At 47.5% G+C, this 19,286-nt stretch carries 16 protein-coding genes and 2 tRNA genes; 13 read left to right on the forward strand and 5 right to left on the reverse strand.

Translation table 11 applies throughout. The features are described 5' to 3' along the window. The first annotated feature begins 109 nt into the window (after positions 1 to 109). Both BT105_RS07540 and BT105_RS07545 read left to right on the forward strand, forming a co-directional pair. Positions 110 to 331 carry a hypothetical protein gene (locus BT105_RS07540; RefSeq protein ID WP_072300156.1) on the forward strand — a complete coding sequence of 74 codons (222 nt, stop codon included), beginning with the start codon at positions 110 to 112 and terminating at the stop codon, positions 329 to 331. A gap of 57 nt (positions 332 to 388) precedes the next feature. Continuing rightward, positions 389 to 1,006, forward strand: coding sequence for a rubrerythrin family protein (locus tag BT105_RS07545; RefSeq protein ID WP_072300157.1), 618 nt, complete (start codon positions 389 to 391; stop codon positions 1,004 to 1,006). Positions 1,007 to 1,048: 42 nt separating this feature from the next. On the opposite strand, the gene BT105_RS07550 is transcribed toward BT105_RS07545, so the two are convergent. Both BT105_RS07550 and BT105_RS07555 read right to left on the reverse strand, forming a co-directional pair. Then, positions 1,049 to 2,419 carry an MATE family efflux transporter gene (locus BT105_RS07550; protein WP_072300158.1) on the reverse strand — a complete coding sequence of 457 codons (1,371 nt, stop codon included), beginning with the start codon at positions 2,417 to 2,419 and terminating at the stop codon, positions 1,049 to 1,051. Between the two features lie 86 nt (positions 2,420 to 2,505). Beyond that, the gene (locus tag BT105_RS07555) at positions 2,506 to 3,141 is read right to left on the reverse strand and encodes a glycerol-3-phosphate acyltransferase (RefSeq protein WP_072300159.1); all 636 of its coding nucleotides are present in this window, start codon (positions 3,139 to 3,141) and stop codon (positions 2,506 to 2,508) included. A 246-nt stretch (positions 3,142 to 3,387) separates the two neighbouring features. Here BT105_RS07555 and BT105_RS07560 point away from each other — a divergent pair, with 246 nt between their 5' ends. Next, positions 3,388 to 3,948 (forward strand): RNA polymerase sigma factor, encoded by a 561-nt coding sequence (locus BT105_RS07560; RefSeq protein ID WP_028515991.1) that lies wholly within the window; start codon positions 3,388 to 3,390, stop codon positions 3,946 to 3,948. A gap of 11 nt (positions 3,949 to 3,959) precedes the next feature. Continuing rightward, on the forward strand, positions 3,960 to 5,927 hold the full coding sequence (locus tag BT105_RS07565; RefSeq protein ID WP_072300160.1) for a hypothetical protein: 1,968 nt from the start codon (positions 3,960 to 3,962) through the stop codon (positions 5,925 to 5,927). A 40-nt stretch (positions 5,928 to 5,967) separates the two neighbouring features. Here the strand turns inward: BT105_RS07565 and BT105_RS07570 are convergent, their stop codons facing one another. The 3 genes from BT105_RS07570 to BT105_RS07580 all read right to left on the reverse strand — a co-directional run bounded on the left by BT105_RS07570 (position 5,968) and on the right by BT105_RS07580 (position 7,273). Then, positions 5,968 to 6,921, reverse strand: a complete 954-nt coding sequence (locus tag BT105_RS07570; protein WP_072300161.1) for a glycoside hydrolase family 5 protein — start codon at positions 6,919 to 6,921, stop codon at positions 5,968 to 5,970. Between the two features lie 136 nt (positions 6,922 to 7,057). Continuing rightward, positions 7,058 to 7,147 (reverse strand) — tRNA-Ser (locus BT105_RS07575). Between the two features lie 37 nt (positions 7,148 to 7,184). Beyond that, positions 7,185 to 7,273, reverse strand: a tRNA-Ser gene (locus tag BT105_RS07580). Between the two features lie 267 nt (positions 7,274 to 7,540). Between BT105_RS07580 and pyrH the strand changes: the two genes are divergently transcribed. The 9 genes from pyrH to BT105_RS07625 all read left to right on the forward strand — a co-directional run bounded on the left by pyrH (position 7,541) and on the right by BT105_RS07625 (position 19,230). Continuing rightward, positions 7,541 to 8,251: a UMP kinase gene (gene pyrH, locus BT105_RS07585; RefSeq protein WP_028515686.1), complete on the forward strand. Its 711-nt coding sequence runs from the start codon at positions 7,541 to 7,543 to the stop codon at positions 8,249 to 8,251. A gap of 21 nt (positions 8,252 to 8,272) precedes the next feature. Next, complete coding sequence (frr, locus tag BT105_RS07590; protein ID WP_072300162.1) at positions 8,273 to 8,827, forward strand: ribosome recycling factor; 555 nt, start codon at positions 8,273 to 8,275, stop codon at positions 8,825 to 8,827. 10 nt (positions 8,828 to 8,837) lie between these two features. Next, positions 8,838 to 9,587, forward strand: a complete 750-nt coding sequence (locus BT105_RS07595) for an isoprenyl transferase (RefSeq protein ID WP_028515684.1) — start codon at positions 8,838 to 8,840, stop codon at positions 9,585 to 9,587. Further along, entirely contained in the window at positions 9,587 to 10,465 is an 879-nt protein-coding gene (locus BT105_RS07600; protein WP_072300163.1) for a phosphatidate cytidylyltransferase, read from the forward strand. Before BT105_RS07595 ends, BT105_RS07600 begins: the two co-directional genes overlap by 1 nt. Positions 10,466 to 10,569: 104 nt before the next feature. Next, positions 10,570 to 11,721 (forward strand): 1-deoxy-D-xylulose-5-phosphate reductoisomerase, encoded by a 1,152-nt coding sequence (locus tag BT105_RS07605; protein ID WP_072300164.1) that lies wholly within the window; start codon positions 10,570 to 10,572, stop codon positions 11,719 to 11,721. A 26-nt stretch (positions 11,722 to 11,747) separates the two neighbouring features. Continuing rightward, a complete protein-coding gene (locus BT105_RS07610; protein ID WP_072300165.1) occupies positions 11,748 to 12,812 on the forward strand; it encodes a M50 family metallopeptidase in 1,065 nt (354 codons plus the stop codon). A gap of 1 nt (position 12,813) precedes the next feature. Then, a complete protein-coding gene (locus BT105_RS07615) occupies positions 12,814 to 13,728 on the forward strand; it encodes a ribonuclease Z (protein WP_072300166.1) in 915 nt (304 codons plus the stop codon). A 111-nt stretch (positions 13,729 to 13,839) separates the two neighbouring features. Next, the gene (ispG, locus tag BT105_RS07620) at positions 13,840 to 14,877 is read left to right on the forward strand and encodes a flavodoxin-dependent (E)-4-hydroxy-3-methylbut-2-enyl-diphosphate synthase (protein ID WP_072300167.1); all 1,038 of its coding nucleotides are present in this window, start codon (positions 13,840 to 13,842) and stop codon (positions 14,875 to 14,877) included. Between the two features lie 27 nt (positions 14,878 to 14,904). After that, positions 14,905 to 19,230, forward strand: coding sequence for a PolC-type DNA polymerase III (locus BT105_RS07625; protein WP_072300168.1), 4,326 nt, complete (start codon positions 14,905 to 14,907; stop codon positions 19,228 to 19,230). The last annotated feature ends 56 nt before the right edge of the window (positions 19,231 to 19,286 follow it).

Genomic DNA, 19,286 nt, shown 5'->3' on the forward strand with positions numbered 1-19,286 from the left:
TGAATTCATTAAAAGAGCGGGCAAATAAGTCCGCTCTTTTTGTTGACAGAAGCCGAAAAATATGGTATAATAAGAAAAATACTATTTTTTCTGCAAGGGGGGCGATTTAATGGATAATGTTTGTGAGTATTGCGCGACTAAAGTCGTAAAAGGAACTCTTGTGACTCCTTATGCGGTACAGTTTTATCCCGAAGGAGAAGAGATGAAGCTGAAGCCAAAGAGAAGTCAGGTCATTTGTGACGCCTGCCCGCAGTGCGGACATATCCAGAATATCAGATTAAAGAATCCGGAGAACATCATGAAATACCGCTACACGATACTGGACGACTGATATTTCGGAATAATTTGAAAAAATTTGCAGATACTGCTTCTGAAAGGAAGTGGTCTCATGCAAACAGATCTTAACAAAAGCCAGACCCGCATGAATCTCATGCGGGCTTTTGCTGGTGAGTGCCAGTCGCGCCAGAGATACTATCAGGCGGCGCTTATAGCTCAGCAGCAGAAACTTATCGGACTTGAGCGTATGTTCAGGTTCACAGCCGAGCAGGAGGAGCGCCATGCAATGGTGTTCTGGAAGCTTATGAAGGACGCCGCAGGACAGACCGTTGACGTTACCGCAGGCTATCCTGCTGATGTGTTCGAGGATATCGGGCAGCTTCTTGACGCTTCGCAGAAGGAAGAGGAAAAGGAGCATGTAGTTGTATATCCCGATTTTGCACGTATCGCCGATGACGAGGGCTTCACCGAGGCAGCTCGGAAGTTCCGTGCCATAGCCGAGATAGAAAAGGAGCATGGTACTCGCTTTGCCTACTATGCAGGGCTCTACCGTGAGGGCAGGCTCTTCCGCAGCGACGATACCCAGCAGCGCTGGATATGTCTTAACTGCGGTCATATCCATGTAGGCAGCGAGCCGCCGCAGGAGTGTCCTGTGTGCAGTGCCGAGCAAGGATACTTTATCCGTGAGGCAGAAGCGGCGTTCACTTCTTGTGAGGTAACAGGAAAATAGAAAAAGGACGGCGTGAGCCGTCCTTTTTAATGTAAGCTTGTGCTATTCTTGATGTTCTTTTTTCAGCTTTCGCATAATGAACAGGAAAACTCCAAGTTCAACGAGAAACGTTGCTAACCATGAAATGGTGTATGAGAAGTAAAGGCTTTGCAGAGAGTGGTATTTCGGTATCCTGAACACGCCGAATATCCAGCCCAGTCGTATTCCGACAACGCCTATAACGGTTATGAGCATTGGCAGCACAGAGCGCCCGAGACCACGGATAAGTCCTGTAGTTACGTCCATAAGTCCGCAGAGGAAGTATGGTATCATGATATAGGTCATACGTATCATGCCGTATTTTATAGCCTCCTCGGAGTCGGTGAGGTATATGGACAGCAGCGGTCTTCCGAAGAACAGCGCCGTAAGTCCAAGAGCCATACCCGTGCAGAAAACAGCGATAAGGCATATCCACATTATTTTTTTGATTCTATCAAGCTTGCCTGCGCCGTAGTTCTGACCTGTGAAGTTCAGCGAGGTCTGACTGTAGGAGTTCATAGAGGTATATACAAAGCCCTCGATGTTCTGAGCGGCTGAATTGCCCGACAGAACAACGTGTCCCAATGTATTTCCGAATTCGTTGATAGAGGACTGTATAATTACGTTGGATATTGCAAATATGGAGGACTGTAGTCCAGCAGGGAAGCCTATCTGGATAATGCGTTTGAGCTGTCTTCCGTATATCTTCATCTTTTTCAGCTCCAGCCTGCAGGCGTCCTCTCTTTTCATAAGAGCGCGGACAATGAGAGCCGCTGAAAGAGCCTGTGAAAGGGAAGTGGCAAGTGCTACACCTGAAACGTCCATATGGAATACCATGACAAATATCAGATTCAGTATAACATTCAGTATGCCTGCGGCGGTGAGATAATACAGCGGACTTTTTGTGTCTCCTGCGGCACGGAGTATCGCCGAGCCGAAGTTGTACAGCATACTGGGGATAGTTCCGCAGAAGTATATTTTCATGTATGCTGCCGAAAGGGGCAGTACATTTGCAGGAGTGTCCATCATTTTCAGAAAAGTACCCGAGAATAGCACACCGATTACGGTGAGAAATGCTCCGCTGATAAAGGCGGCAGGTATCGCGGTATGTACCGTTCTGCGGACGTCCTCAGCCCTGCCCGAGCCTATCCCGTGAGCAACTGTAACGCCTGCGCCGACTGACAGACCAATGAAAAGGTTTACCATAAGGTTTATAAGAGCGCCTGTTGCTCCCACAGCGCCTACGGAGATATCACCGCAGCACCGTCCTACCACTACAAGGTCGGCAGCGTTGAAAAGAAGCTGCAAAACGCCTGTGAGAATGATAGGGATAGTATAAAGAATTATCTTGCTGACCAGAGGTCCCTCGCACATATCCGAGGTTTTGCTCTGCATAAAAAAGACTCCTAACTGCCGCTGAGTAACTGAGCGCTGCGGCTGACGCATATGATGTCACAAAAAAGCCCCCGAAGGGACTTTTTTTAATCGTCTGTATTTTTTTTGATCCTTGCGATCTCCTGTTCCTTTTTCCACAGGAAGCTTATATGAGCCTCCGTGCCGTTCTGTATTCTCTTGAAATTCTCGATATGTTTGAAGAGAATGACCAGTGCCACAACTGAAAGTATAGCTGTACCGACGGGATCGCCCGTGATAAGAGCGTATATCATAGTGAAAATCACAGAGCCTGTAACAGGAACAACGCATACATAGTCCATAGAGAAGCCCAGTATCATCTCGAATCCGAGAAGCAGTACAAATACTATCGGATTGAATGCGAGGATAGTTCCGCCCAGAGAAGCCAGACCTTTACCGCCGTGAAATCTCATCATGGCAGGAAAGATGTGTCCCAGAATACAGCATGAACCTGCAAGGATTTTAGCAAATCTGAGCTGTGGGAACAGATAAGCACCCAGCAGCGAGGCTGCAACAGCCTTGAAGATATCGAAAAGAGCAACAAAAAGACCTGCTTTCTTTCCGACAGTGATAACAGTGTTTGAAGCTCCCGCGTTTCCCGAGCCTCTCTGACGAATATCGAATCCCTTTAGCTTTGAGATAATGAAAGCAGGGTTGATATTTCCGAAGAGATAGCCGATAAGAGCACATAAAACGACCTGCATAACGCCCTCCCCTGTGAATAAGGCAGTATGACTGCCTTGTTAAAAAAATGACTAACCACATCTATAATACTAATATAATATCATATTTCCCTCAAAAAGTAAATACCCGATAGAGAATTTTTTACAGTTATATGGTTAAATAATAAAAATATATCAGTACTTGTTTCGTTTTTTGCACTTCAAGCGATTAGTATTAATGAAAGGGCAAATACCAATTATCATGTACATGGTAAGGAGTGAGACAAAATGAATGAAAATGATCTTGTGCAGCTGATAAAATCTGCTCCCGAAAGGGGACAGCGAGCCTTTTACGACAAATACTTCAACTACGTCTATACTATAGTTTATGCAAAGCTTAAATGTTATGCAAAGCCCGAGGATATAGACGAATGTGTGGGAGACGTCTTTGCTCACTGCTTTTTCTATTTTGATAAGCATGAAGACATAAATGGCAGCCTTAAAGCCTTTGTGGCGGCGGTTGCGCGTAATAAGGCAGTTGATACATACAGGAGAGTAGCACGTCACAAGGAGCGTAATGTTTCCATTGAGGAAACAGGGGAGCTGGTCTCGGAGGAAAACGTTGCAGAGTCCTCAGAAACCACAGAGATGCGGCGGCTTCTGTACGATAAGGTCAGCGAGCTGGGCGAGCCCGACTCTACAATAATAATACAGAAGTATTTCTACGGACGAAGCTCCAAGGAGATCGCCAGGATAGTTGAGCTTTCAGCGGATAATGTCCGCGCAAGGGGCAGCCGTGCAGTGAAAAAGCTGCGCGAGCTTTTATTGCAGGCAGGCTTTGCCAGATAGGAGGATAGGATATGAAAGTCGAGCTTGATATGATTTTCAGCGACAAGGATTCGGACATAGAGAAGATTTCTTCGAGGTATAAGGCAGTGGACGACAAGAGAAAAGAAAAGATATATGAAATAAGCAAAAGAAAGTATGATATACTGAAGGCAGGGGAGAGTGCAGCTTCCGATGACGGCTTCATCGTCAGCGCAGAGGGCGTAGAGCGCTACAGCCGTCCCAAGCTTTACAGGTATTTTTCCGCAGCAGCGGCTGCTTTGGTACTATTTGGCGGAGCATTCGGCGGCGTAATGCTTTCCCGTTCGTCAAAGGTTCAGCACATGAGCTCAAGCAGCAATACCGGCGTAACGGAGGCAACTTCCGAAGGCGTGACCAAAGCTGATATTTTCAGCGATGATACTTTTGTGGATAAGCTTCTCAGCAATGTTGAGCTGATACAGAGAGCTCAGTATCCCGAAACAAATACAATTGACCTTTCGGACGGGATATGGTTCAACAGTGACGAATTCGTTCCCGAGGTGGGCAAGCAAATGAGTATCACCAAGTATTATTACGCAGTTAAAGATGAAAGACTTGATACATGGAAGGAATTAGATGCTTTTTTCACTGATACTTTTATAAAAGCTTCCCGTGAAAGGTATGTTGGTCCTGATATCGGCAGCTATGAGGTAGGCCATGATTTCAAGGACGATCCGTTTGCTAACAAGTATTTACTGACGTTTATCCTTTATAATGATAAGGTCTATGCAAAGAGCCTTTGCGAGCCTGATAAGTGCTATGCATACGGCTTTGACGGCTTGTATAACTTCAGCAATTACAAGCTTGTCTCGTCAGAGTTTGAAAAGGGCGGTTCGACGCTTATTGTAAACGGCGATAGTATTATTGAAGACCTTGAAGTGGGCTCTCTCGAAAAGCTGGTGACCTGCACCAGAGAATATGAAAGACCTGACGGACAGAGGGTAGTTGCGAATATAGAGCTTCTTCCCGAGGACGGCGTATGGAAAGTAGCTTCATTCTCGGTCAAGATGAAAAACGAAGAAGACCAGAATGCTCACAACAGCAATAATGAGCTCCCGACTGTCGAAGCCCCTTCCAATGACGGCGAGTTTGCACAGTTACAGCTCCATGAAGAGAAAAAGTATTATAATACAGCCGAAACAAGCAGCTTGCTGGCAGAGCTGGACAATGCATGGAATAACGGCACATACAGATTCAAAAAGGTAGATACAGAGAAGTACGCGCAGCAGATATGGAATGCAGGCGGTTTTGACGAGCTTAATACCCTTGAAAACAAGAGCTTTATCTATCATATGATGTGGAACAGCTATAACTACTTCGATTCGGCAGATATTACATATAATATGCGCGGCGAGCACGGAAGCAATGTCTGGAGCAATGAAGTGCACAGCTTTGCAGATAACAGAGGCAAATACTACAGGATAGAAAGCGAGATCGATAATAATCTGGAACACGGACTCGGTACAACTTACCTGTATGACGGTATATCTACATCAGTCAATGAAAATGAAAAGACATATTATGAATGGTACTATGAATTCTTTGATTATCTTGACAGATATATGCCCGACCAATACCGCTGGATAAAGGTTTATGATGAGGAAACAGGCGAGCCTGTTCAGCAGAATACATACCATGTGAATGTGGAAAATGAATATGTACTGTATCCGGGTGCAGGAGATTTTTACGAATTTGACAAATGGTATATCGAAGGAGTAGAGGAGATACTCGGCAGACAATGCGCAGCTATCAGCTACACAGAAGGTGATTATTCACTTGAAATGCTTATTGATATGAGGACGGGTATCGTAATGAGGTATACCAAAGACTTTGCTGATATAGGTCAGATAGACACTATGAAAGTTACAAGCCTTGTTCTTAATGAGCCTGTAGAGCACAAATATTTTGACAAGACGGGCTATACAAAAGAACGTGATGATACTATTTACAACGATAACTAAAAAAATCCCCTTTGCGAAAGCAAAGGGGATAACTTTTGTATTACAGTAATTTAACGAGCTCGTCATGTACGCCATTGAGTCTGTCATCTGAGAGACCGAAGTCCATGCGCTTGTAATTCCACGCGGCTCTGCCGATATCGTGCTTTCTGAATACGGCATTGATAGTTCTGTACCACTTGACGGTATCCTCAGGAGATACAACGTCGATACAGCCGTACTCTCCGCAGTAAAGACCTGTGCCGTGGTTTTCAGCCTTGGCGACAGCAGTTGAGAAAAGCTCCTCGAAGTATTCCTCTGAGGTGACGCTTTCCTCGAAAGCCATACGCTCCTCGGGAATGATAGCGTCTGTCCAGTAAGCACCCTGATGTGTGAACTTCAGGGGCTCATAGCAGTGCATATTGTAGAATACGTTCTCGTCGTAAGGCTCGTCCAGATACTGAACTGTGCTTGCGCTGTTGTTGTAGTAGCTGCCCACAAGAATGATGATATCGGGAGCAATAGCTCTTATGCGGCGGATACACTCCTTAGCTATCCTGTTCCATGCGTCGATGAATGAAGCGTCAGTCACTTCGTTGAGAAGCTCGAATGCCACATTGGGAACAAGCTTTCCGTAGCGTCTTGCTACTTCTTCCCATAGGCGGTAGAAGCGCTCCTGATATTCCTCGCTGTCGAAGAAACCGTTCTCGTCCTCGCCGTAGTAATCAAATGAGAAGCCTGCTGTTTTATGAAGGTCAAGGATAAGATTGAGACCGTTTGCCCTGCAGGCGTTGACAGCCATAGTGAGGTAAGCAAAGCCCTCCTCTCTGTAAGAGCCGTCCTTGTTTTCGAGAATATTATAGTCAAATGGGACGCGTATATGGTCTATGCCCCATGAAGCAGCAATTTTAAAGTCATTTTCAGTAATAAAGGTGTCAAGGTGCTCCTTTGAGTAATCGCACTGTGAGAGCCAGCCTCCGAAGTTTACGCCCTTATTGAATCCGATCATTTTTTTCATGCTGATCGCCTCCTTTAAATAGAGTATAGCATATTTCCTATGAAAACTATACTTATTTTATGTGAAAAATAATAAATTCATGATATACACAGACTGGTGCAGGTAATAAAAAACCTGCATTCAAAGAATGCAGGTATGGCGCGGATTGAGAGATTTGAACTCTCGCGCCGGTTTCCCGACCTACTCCCTTAGCAGGGGAGCCCCTTCACCACTTGGGTAAATCCGCAAACCGACGAGCGAGAAACTCACCGATAAAAAAATAATGGCGGAGAGGGTGGGATTCGAACCCACGTGACCGTTAAGTCAAACGGTTTTCAAGACCGCCTCGTTATGACCGCTTCGATACCTCTCCATTTTTACTGCCGAATTAATCAGCTTTTATATTATACCACGGTGAGGGGCAGTTGTCAAGAAAAAATAAAAAATAATCGTGACGATAAATTTTCAACATTTTGGTGCATAATATACAATGGCATATGTTGAGAAAAAATACTCCGCTGAAAATGAAAAATTCCTGTAAAATTTTTCGTTAAAAATGATTTTTTTGAAAGAATATACTTTACATTATTATGAAATTAGTGTAAAATATACTATAGATATTTTTTTGTGAGGTGCTTATATGGAACCAAAGTATAAAAGGATTTTATTAAAGGTCAGCGGCGAGGCTCTGGCAGGCGACAAGAAAACAGGTCTCAACTATGACGTAGTTACAGAGATATGTCAGAGCATAAAGAAGTGTGCTGACGCAGGCGCTCAGGTAGCTGTAGTTGTCGGCGGCGGTAACTTCTGGAGAGGACGTTCCAGCGGAGCTATGGACCGTACCCGTGCAGACCACATCGGTATGCTCGCTACAACAATGAACGCACTTGCACTTGCAGATGTACTTGAATCACTTGGCTGTGTAGTAAGAGTACAGACAGCTCTTCAGATGGCTGCTATTGCAGAGCCATATATCCGCAACAGAGCTGTAAGACATCTTGACAAGGGCAGGATAGTTATCTTCGGCTGCGGTACAGGTAACCCATTCTTCTCAACAGATACAGCTGCTGCTCTCCGTTCTGTCGAAATTGACGCAGATATACTCCTTAAGGCTACTCTCGTTGACGGAGTATACGATAAGGATCCACATAAATTTGACGATGCCAAGAAGTACGATACTCTTACCTTCTCACAGGTCATCGGCGAGGACCTCGGCGTAATGGACAGCACTGCTGCCGCTATGTGCCGTGACAACCACATGAAGATGCTGGTATTCGACCTCAGCCGTCCCGACAATATCTATGACGCCGTAATGGGCGCTAATATCGGAACAGTAGTATCCGAGGACTGATAAACGAAAGGAATTACTATCATGAAAGAACAGCTTAACATCGCTAAGGAAAAAATGAACAAGAGCCTCAATGCCCTCGGAAACGAGTTTGCTTCTATCCGTGCAGGAAGAGCTAACCCGGGCGTTCTCGACAAGGTAATGGTAGATTATTACGGAGCTCCCACACCTGTTAACCAGATGGCGGCAGTATCCGTATCAGAGGCAAGAATCCTTGTTATCCAGCCATGGGATAAGTCCACACTGAAGCTTATCGAAAAGGCTATACAGGCTTCAGATATTGGTATCCAGCCTGTAAACGACGGCAACGTTATCCGTCTTGCTTTCCCTCAGCTCACTGAGGACCGCCGCAAGGAGCTCTGCAAGAGCATCAAGAAGTACGGCGAGGAGTGTAAGGTAACTGTTCGTTCTATCAGACGTGATACTATGGAAAAGTACAAGACAATGAAGAAGAACTCCGAGATCACAGAGGACGACCTCAAGGACTGCGAGAAGAAGGTTCAGGACCTTACCGACAAGATGTGTGCTGACGTTGATAAAATGGTAGCAGACAAAGAAAAAGAGATCATGACTGTATAATTGGTGAAATATGGCATTATTTGGAAAAAAAGACAAATCTGAATCTAATGAACTGGTGCTCCCCGAGAAGCTCCCCGACCATGTGGCATTCATAATGGACGGCAACGGCAGATGGGCTAAGAAGCGCGGTCTGCCACGTTCTCTCGGACACCGTGAGGGAGCTAAGAACTTCCGTACTATAGTTCGTCACTGCAAGGACATCGGACTAAAAACTATCAGCTTCTATGCTTTCTCCACCGAGAACTGGAAGCGCTCACAGGAAGAGGTAGGAGCTCTCATGAACCTTTTCCGTGACTATCTTGCAGACGTTAGAAACTTCCTCAGCGAGAATACAAGAATGGTGTTCCTCGGCGACAAGAGCGCCTTCGCTGATGATATACGCGAAAAAATGGAAAAGCTGGAGGCTGACTCCGCCGATTACGATGAGATGACTATTCTCATGGCTGTCAACTACGGCGGACGCGACGAGATAACTCATGCCGCAAAGCTTCTTGCCGAAAGAGCTGCAAAGGGCGAGATACGCCCCGAGGATATAACAGAGCAGACTATCTCGGATTACCTCTACACAGCAGGTTATCCCGATGTTGACCTGCTTATCCGTCCAAGCGGCGAGCAGAGAATATCAAACTTCCTCATATGGCAGAGCGCCTATGCGGAGTTCTACTACACCGACGTTTTATGGCCTGATTTCACTCCCGAGGAGCTTGACAAGGCTATCATCGAGTACGCTCACAGAAACCGCCGCTTCGGAGGTGTCTGATGCTTACACGAATCATTTCGGGAGCAGTGGGCGTTGTACTGCTGGGAGCAGTGCTGTTTTTCCATGACACCATTGTTTTGCCCATAGCAGTTGCAGCTATCATAGCGGTAATGCTATTCGAGCTTATCCGTGCGGTAAAGCTCCACAAGTGTTTCCCGATACTTATTGCAGCCGAGGCTTGCGGAATAGCTGTGCCTGTACTTTACGGCATAATGACGAAGCTTACAGTAGACGGACCTGTTGTTCCTCCGCATTATGAGTTCTGCGCATGGCGTTATGCTCATGATTATAATTTATATGTATTCGGGATAGTGCTTCTGTGTGCTTTTGCTGTGTTCGTAACATGGCTCAGAAAGCACAAGGTGATACGCTATGAGCAGGTATTCTTCGTGCTTGCTGTAATGATACTTGTACCGCAGGCAATGACTACAATGGTGCGTATTGAGCGTTTTGACTCGGATAACGGACTTTTTCTGCTCATTATGGGACTCTGCGGCGCATGGATAGCAGATACTGGAGCATATTTCACAGGCGTTGCCATAGGCAAGCACAAGCTCTGTCCCGAGATAAGCCCCAAAAAGACTATTGAAGGACTTGTGGGCGGTATCGTGACTACAGCAGTTGTCTATGCAGTGGCTTTCTCTGTTTACTATGGCTTCACAGCCAAAAGAGCTGTTATCGCCTGCGTAACAGGCATAGTGTGTGCGATTATCGGTACAGTCGGCGACCTTTCCGCATCAATGGTAAAGCGCCAGATAGGCTTCAAGGACTACGGAAAGATAATGCCGGGACACGGCGGACTTATGGATCGCTTTGACAGCGTTCTTTTCGTGCTGCCTACATTTTATGCATTTATCGCCATATTCGGCGTACAGTGATATTTCTGAAACGGACTATTCACGGATAGTCCCTTTCGCATTTTATAAAGGACTTTGTCAAAATAACCATTCGGAAGTTATTTCCGCGAAAAGGGGAAAATATAATGAATAAAACGGTGTCGATACTCGGTTCGACAGGCTCTATCGGTACGCAGTCACTTGAGGTCTGCGAGAAGCACGGACTCAAAGTCGCTGCACTTGCAGCTCACAGCAGCGTTGAGGCTTTAGAGCAGCAGATAAGGAAATTCCGTCCTGCATACGCTTGCATTTATAACGAGGAGAAGTACGGCGAGCTGAAAAGCCGTATCTCCGACCTTGGCGTGAAGCTCTACAGCGGCATGGAGGGACTTTGCAAGCTTGCTTCTCTTGACGAGGCTGATATCGTCCTCAATTCGGTTGTGGGTATGGTAGGACTTCTTCCCACACTTACAGCCATAGATGCTGGAAAGGACCTTGCTCTTGCAAACAAGGAAACTCTCGTTGCAGGCGGCGAGCTGGTAATGAAAGCGGCTGCTGACAAGGGCGTAAGGATATACCCCGTTGACAGCGAACATTCGGCTATATTCCAGTGTTTACAGGGCAACAAGCGTTCACAGCTCAGCAAGATAATCCTCACTGCTTCGGGCGGACCGTTCTTCGGCAGGAGCTACGAGGAGCTGAAAAGCGTAACCAAGGCGCAGGCGCTCCACCACCCCAACTGGGAAATGGGTAATAAAATAACCATTGACTCTGCTACACTTATGAACAAGGGACTTGAATTTATCGAGGCTAAATGGCTCTTTGACCTCACTCCCGACCAGATAGAGATAGTTGTACACCGTCAGAGCGTCGTTCACTCGGCAGTAGAGTATAACGACTACTCGGTGATAGCGCAAATGGGCGTTCCCGATATGAAGATACCGATACAGTACGCTCTTCTTTATCCCGACAGAATGAGCTGTCCTACGGGACGTCTTTCACTGACGGATTACGGAAAGCTCACATTCGAGAAGCCCGACTACGACACCTTCAAGTGTCTGTCAGCGGCTATCGAGGCTATAAAACGCGGCGGAGCTTATCCATGTCTGGTAAACTCAGCCAATGAAGAAGCGGTAAAGGCATTTCTCCATGACGAGATACGGTTCATAGAGATAGGCGAAATGGTATCGTCTGTGCTCGATAAGTTCGCGCCCTCTGAGATAAAGAGCTACGACGACGTAATGAAAGCCGATACTGCGGCAAGAGCATACATCAGGGAGCGCATCGCGGCTGAATAAGCTGCATTAAGAAAGGAACAGGCTACATGGGTATTATTATTGCGATACTTATATTCGGACTAATAGTGACAGTTCACGAATTCGGTCATTTCATCTGTGCCAAGCTCAGCGGCATAAAGGTGCTGGAGTTTTCAGTCGGTATGGGACCTAAGCTTCTCCAGAAGCAGAAAGGCGAGACCAAGTATTCACTGAGAGCTCTGCCTGTAGGCGGCTACTGCGCAATGGAGGGCGAGGATTCCACCAACAGCGATCCGCGAAGCTTCCGCAATGCAAAGCTCTGGAAGCGTATGATAGTTCTTGTGGCAGGCGCGGCAATGAACTTCGTGCTGGGTATCGTCATGCTGATGATACTTGTCTGCATGATGGATCAGGTGCCTACTACTACTATCAAGGGTTTCAGCGGTCAGCGCAACGATGACGGTACTGTAACTTATTATGCCGAGAGCTACGAAACAGGACTGCGCCACGGTGATAAGCTCATATCCATTGACGGCACAAGGATATACAGCACCCTCGACCTCAACTACATCTTTGATTCCATTACAAGCAATGAGGGACACAAGGTAGTCGTAAAGCGCGACGGCAAGAGAAAGACTCTCAACGACATATTCTTCGAGGATAAGGCTGAGGGCGGCGGAGTTATCGACTTCGGCGTTGTGTACAAGGATAAGACACCTCTTACAGTTATCAAGGGCTCGGGAGATATCTTCATGTCCATGAGCCATATAGTGGGACTTTCACTTAAACAGATGCTGACGGGACAGCTCCACAAGGAGGACGTTTCGGGACCTGTAGGTGTTGTAACAGCTATCAGCGAGCAGACCAAGAACAATGAGTCAATTGTTGACGCTATCTACAAGCTGATATACATGACAGCGCTCATAACTATCAATGTCGGTATATTCAATCTTCTTCCCATACCGGGACTTGACGGCGGACGTCTGCTGTTCTGCCTTATAGAGCTTGTACGCCGCAAGCCTGTAAAGCCCGAGCACGAGGGCTACGTACATCTTGCAGGCATGGTGCTCCTCTTCGGAGTAATGATATTCGCAACCTACAACGACATAGCAAGACTTATTACAGGAGGTTGAAATGCCTGATATCTGCTTATTGGGAACAGGCGGGATGCTGCCCTTGAAGGACAGATTCCTCACCAGCCTCTATGCCGAATACAACGGAAAGGCAGTCCTTATCGACTGCGGCGAGGGTACTCAGGTAGCCATTGCAAAGCACGGACTTAAAATGAGCAGGATAGAGCTCCTGCTAATTACTCACTGTCATGCAGACCATGTAACGGGACTTCCCGGGCTGCTGCTTTCTATCGGCAACAGCTCCCGTACCGAGCCCCTTGACATAGCCGCTCCCGAAAGCTGTCTGCCTGTGCTGCGAAGTCTTATGAGCGTTTGCGGAGCTCTGCCCTATGAGGTAAGGCTTCACGGACTTCCCGAGGATAAGCCCTATGAGTTTTCGGCAGATATGATAGAACCCATGCTGAAAATAAGGACTCTGCCCCTTTCTCACAGAGTAAGCTGTATAGGCTACAGCCTTATACTTGAAAAAAAGCCGCCTTTCCTGCCTGAAAACGCCAAGGCGCTGAATATCCCTGTAGAGTACTGGAAAAGGCTTCACGCAGGGGAGACTGTCACCCTTGATGACGGCAGGAGCATAGCTCCCGAGGAAGTTACGGGAGAAAAGAGAGCTCCGATCAAGATAACCTATACCACGGATACACTTCCGATAGCGGAGCTGGCAGGCTTTGCCGAGAGCTCCGACCTTTTCATATGTGAGGGTATGTACGGACTTCCCGAAAAAAAGGAGTCCATGAACGAGAAGTGCCATATGCTCATGCAGGACGCCTGCGACATTGCAGCAAAAGCAAATGTAAAGCGGCTGTGGCTGACGCATTACAGCCCTGCTGAAAAGGAGCCCTCTGTCTATGAGGAAGAATTGAAGGAGCTTTTCCACGAAGTCGTTATAACTGAGGACGGAGAAAAGCTTACGCTTTGAGAGTAAATTTTTATTGGAAAGCAGTGTAGGGGCGGCGTTACGCCGCCCGTGAAATATTAGCAGAATAACAACTAAGCGTTATTCACCGATTACATAGTAAGGAGAGATATTATGAGAAATGTCAGACCTGTAAAGGTAGGGGACTGCGTCCTCGATGGAAAGCATATATATATCCAGTCCATGCTGAATATGCGCTCGGACGATATCGAGGGCAGTGTAAAGCAGGCTGTTGAGCTTGAAAAGGCAGGCTGCGAGATAATCCGCGCAGCTATCCCGAATATGGAGGCTGTAAAGCTTATCCCTGCTATCAAGGAGGCTGTTAAGATACCTCTCGTTGCGGATATCCACTTCGACTACAAGCTGGCTATCGAGTCCGCAGCGGCAGGAGTTGACAAGATACGCATAAACCCCGGCAATATCGGCGGCATGGACAGAGTAAAGGCAGTAGTTGACGCCTGCCGTGCAAGGAATCTTCCTATCCGTATCGGCGTAAATTCGGGCTCACTTGAAAAGGAGATACTTGCAAAGTACGGCTCTCCTACGCCCGAGGCTCTTGTTGAGAGCGCTATGGGACACGCAGCTATGCTGGAGCATTTTGACTTCAACGATATAGTTATTTCCATAAAATCATCTGACGTAAACAAGATGATAGCTTCGTACAGACTTGCTGCACAGAAGTGTAATTATCCGCTCCACCTCGGAGTAACAGAAGCAGGCACAGAGCGCATGGGACTTATCAAATCCGCTATCGGTATCGGCTCTCTGCTCTGCGACGGCATAGGCGAGACGATCCGCGTATCCCTTACTGATGATCCTGTACGTGAGGTAGCTGCCGCCAAGGATATCCTCAAAAGTATCGGCAAGCGCGGCGGTGTAAGGATAGTTTCATGTCCGACCTGCGGCAGAACGCGTATCGACCTTATAAATACTGCAAAAATGGTTGAAGAAGCTGTCAAGGATATGGACAAGGATATAACTGTTGCAGTTATGGGCTGTGTAGTAAACGGTCCGGGAGAAGCCCGCGAAGCCGATGTTGGTATCGCAGGAGGCGACGGCTGTGCTATCATCTTCAAAAAGGACGGCACACAGCGCAAGATAAAGGAAGAGGACATAGTTCCCGAGCTTCTTGCGGAGATAGACAAGCTTTGATCAATTCATTTGGACGGGAGTTTTATAATGCAGATAAAAATATCCGAATTTCTCAAGGAATACATATCGGAGCTTCCCGAAAGCGTAATGAACGGAGAGATTTTCAAGCTCACATACAGTGAAAATCTTGAATCTATCCGCTTTCATGCGCATTTCGACGAGTTAGTCCCCAGTGATGATGTATTCGCATTTGAAAAAGCAGTGGAAACTGCCATAAAGGTGGAGCAGGTGCGTCTTGCCTGCCGTTATCCCTCCGAGAAATTCGGCATGGACTGCTACGGCGAGCTCATAAAGCTGTTAAAGCGCGATATCCCTGTAGTGAACGGCTTTCTCGACGACGCTGACGTTTCTCTCGGCAACGGTGAGCTCCGCATAAGGATAGTTCATGGCGGACGTGATATACTGGACAAGTTCAACTTCTGCACAGGCTTTTCACGAATGATTTACAATCAGTTCGGCGTAAGAGTCAAGGTAGTCCTTGACGGTGATACCTCCGTAAGCGTTGAGCAGTACGACGAGATGATAGAGCGCCTTGAAGCGGATATGCCTGACTACAGCAGTCAGCTTATCCCTGATAAGACTCCCGACGAGATAAAGACCGAGGAAATGAAGTCCGTTATCCCCACTGCTACACTTGACGTAACGGCTCTCAATAAGGACTTCGATGCCGAATCTGCCGAGATAGTAAAGGGAAGAGCTATCCGCGAAAAGCCCATACCGATATGCGAGGCTGTACAGCACCTCGGCGAAAAGGTTGTCGTTGTGGGCGACGTTTTTGCTTCGGAGCTTAAGGAAGTCCGCAACGAAAAGACCGTTGTCACCTATGATATCACCGACTACAGCGGCTCGCTGAAAATAAAGATATTTGCCAAGAACGAGGAAGTCGAGGAGATGAAGCTGGGCTCCATAAAGAGCGGAGCTACACTTCTTGTATCGGGCAAGCTGGACTACGATTCCTATGCGCGAGATATCGTTATATCCGCAAATTCTCTTATCAAGGTAAAGCGCATACCGAAAATGGACAACTATCCCGAAAAGCGTGTTGAGCTCCACTGCCACAGCAATATGTCCGCTATGGACGCTGTTACCGATCCTGTTACACTTATCAACAGGGCGGCAAGCTGGGGACATCAGGCAATGGCGATAACTGACCACGGCAACGTTCAGGCGTTCCCCGACTGTATGTACAATATGCCCAAGAACTTCAAGGTCATCTACGGCATGGAGGCATACGTGGTAAACGATATCGAGCGTGATATGGTCGTTTACGGCGGCGATGACCGCTCCTTTGACGACGAGATAATTGTTTTTGACGTTGAGACCACGGGACTCAGCTTCCGCAATGACAGGCTCACCGAGATAGGCGCTGTCAAGCTGAAAAACCTACAGGTAGTGGACAGCTTCAATACCAAGGTGAATCCGGGATTCCATATCCCCGAGAGGATAACGGAGCTCACAGGCATAAGCGACGCCGATGTTGCAAATGCTCCCGACGAAGCAGAGGCGCTCCGTATGTTCATGGAGTTCTGCGGAGATAAGCCTGTACTGGTAGCTCATAACGCCCGTTATGATACAAACATGATAAATCAGGTCTGCAAGAGGCAGAGCATTGATTTTGAATACACATGGGTGGACACGCTTGTCATGTGTCAGTCCATGCTCCCCGAAATGGGACGCCACAAGCTGAATCTTGTGGCAAAACAGCTTAAACTTGGAAAGTTCGACCACCACAGAGCCTCGGACGACGCTCTCATGCTGGCAAAGATATACATTGAGCTTATCGGCAGACTGAAAAGCGAAAGAAGCTTCAAGTCCATACAGCAGCTCAATATCCTTGTGGACGAGATAGAGACAAAGAAGCTGAAAAGCTACCATTTTATCATACTTGTCCGCAATCAGGCAGGTCTGAAGAACCTCTACAGGCTTGTATCTCTCAGTAATCTTGAATTTTTCTATAAAAAACCCCTTATACCGAAGTCGAGACTTATAGAGCACCGAGAGGGACTTATCTACGGAAGCGCCTGCGAGGCTGGCGAGATATTCCAGGCTATGCTGGATATCCGCGATCAGGACTACATCGACGATCTTGCGAAGTTCTACGACTATCTTGAGATTCAGCCCATAGGCAACAATAAGTTCATGGTGCGCGACGGCGTGGCAAAGGACGACGAGGAGCTCCGCGATTTCAACCGCTATATCGTTGAAATGGGCGACAGACTTGGGCTCCCTACCTGCGCTACCTGCGACGTTCACTTTATTGATCCCAAGGACGCTATCTACCGTAAGATAATCCTTGCAAGCATGGGCTTCAAGGACGCCGAGGAGCAGGCTCCTCTCTACCTCAGAACTACTGAGGAGATGATGGCGGAGTTCGCATATCTGGGCGAGGACAAGGCAAAGGAAGTCGTTATCACCAATACCAATGCCATTGCCGACCAGATAGAGGTAGTCCGCCCCATACCAAAGGGTACCTTTACTCCTACTATCGAGGGAGCAGAGGAGGAGTTGGTTAAGATAACCCACGACAAAGCCCATGAGATATACGGAGATCCGCTCCCCGAGCTGGTCGACAAGCGCCTTGACCGTGAGCTTTCGTCTATCATCAAGCACGGCTTCTCCGTGCTCTATATCATCGCCCAGAAGCTGGTGTGGAACTCCGTTGAGAACGGCTATCTCGTTGGTTCGAGAGGTTCCGTTGGTTCTTCATTCGTGGCTTCAATGGCTGGTATCTCAGAGGTAAATCCTCTGCCGCCCCATTATGTATGCCCCAACTGCAAGCACAGCGAGTTCCTGCTGGACGGTGTATACGGCTCGGGCTTCGACCTGCCGCCGAAAAAGTGCCCCGACTGCGGCAAGGACATGAACCGTGACGGACACGATATCCCCTTCGAGACCTTCCTTGGCTTCGACGGCGATAAAGCGCCTGATATCGACCTTAACTTCTCCGATGAGTACCAGTTCTGGGCTCATCGCTATACGGAAAAGCTTTTCGGAAAATCCAACGTTTTCAAGGCAGGAACTATCTCAGTTGTTGCGGAAAAGACCGCCTACGGCTACGTTAAGAAGTACTGCGAGGAGAACGGCATAACCCTTAACAACGCAGAAATGAGCCGACTTGCTATCGGCTGTACAGGTATCAAGAGGACCACAGGTCAGCATCCGGGCGGAATGGTAGTTGTGCCGTCGGACTACGACGTTTACGACTTCACTCCCGTTCAGCACCCTGCTGATACTGCGGATTCCGAGATAATCACAACTCACTTCACGTTCAATTCGCTCCATGATACCATATTGAAGCTTGACGAGCTGGGACACGTTGTTCCTACCCTGTACAAGCACCTTGAAGACCTGACGGGTATCAAGATAAAGGACGTTCCCACATCTGATCCCGATGTTATCCGTATGTGTACAAACTGCGATGTGCTTGGAGTTACTCCAGAGGACATCTACTGCAAGACGGGAAGTCTCGGTATCCCTGAAATGGGCACGGGCTTCACTATACAGATGCTTCTGGACGCAAAGCCAACTAAGTTCAGCGACTTTTTGCAGATATCGGGACTTTCCCACGGTACCGACGTTTGGCTGGGCAATGCCAAGGATCTTATCGACAACGGCGTATGCACTATTTCCGACGTTATCGGAACCCGTGACTCCATTATGACCTACTTATTATATAAAGGCGTTGAGCCGAAAATGGCTTTCCAGATAATGGAGTGGACTCGTAAGGGAAAAGCTCCAAAGCAGTTCACACCCGAAATCATACAAATGCTCCGCGACCATAACGTACCCGAATGGTACATTGAGAGCTGTCTGAAGATAAAGTATATGTTCCCTAAGGCTCACGCGGCGGCTTATGTTATCGCGGCTATCAAGCTGGGCTGGTTCAAGCTGCATATGCCGCTGGAGTATTACGCTACCTACTTCTCCGTAAGAGGCGAGGACTTCGACGCAGAGCTTGCTGTCAAGGGCATTGGCGCAGTCCGCGCAAAGATAGAGGAGATAAAGGCTCTGGGCAACGACAAGACCAACAAGGACAGCGCACTCTACGATATCCTGCTCATTACAAACGAGATGATGTCGCGCGGCTATGAATTCCTGCCTATCGACCTGTTCAAGTCCCACGCTACCGACTATCTTGTAGAGGACGGCAAGCTGAGGATTCCTTTCTCAGCTATGAGCGGCGTCGGAGACAACGCTGCCAAGGGCATTTACGAGGCTGTGCAAAAGGGCGGATTCATGTCAATAGAAGAATTCCAGTCCGAGAGCGGAGCGTCAAAAACGACAATCGATATGTTGAAAAGTATAGGTGCATTTGGTGATTTGCCTGAATCCACACAGATGTCCTTCTTTTAACTTGACTTTTGCTTAGTAATATGTTATCATAGTATCATGTTAGCAGACTAAAGTGA

The organism is Ruminococcus flavefaciens (assembly GCF_900119075.1).
Taxonomy (GTDB): domain Bacteria; phylum Bacillota; class Clostridia; order Oscillospirales; family Ruminococcaceae; genus Ruminococcus; species Ruminococcus flavefaciens_Q.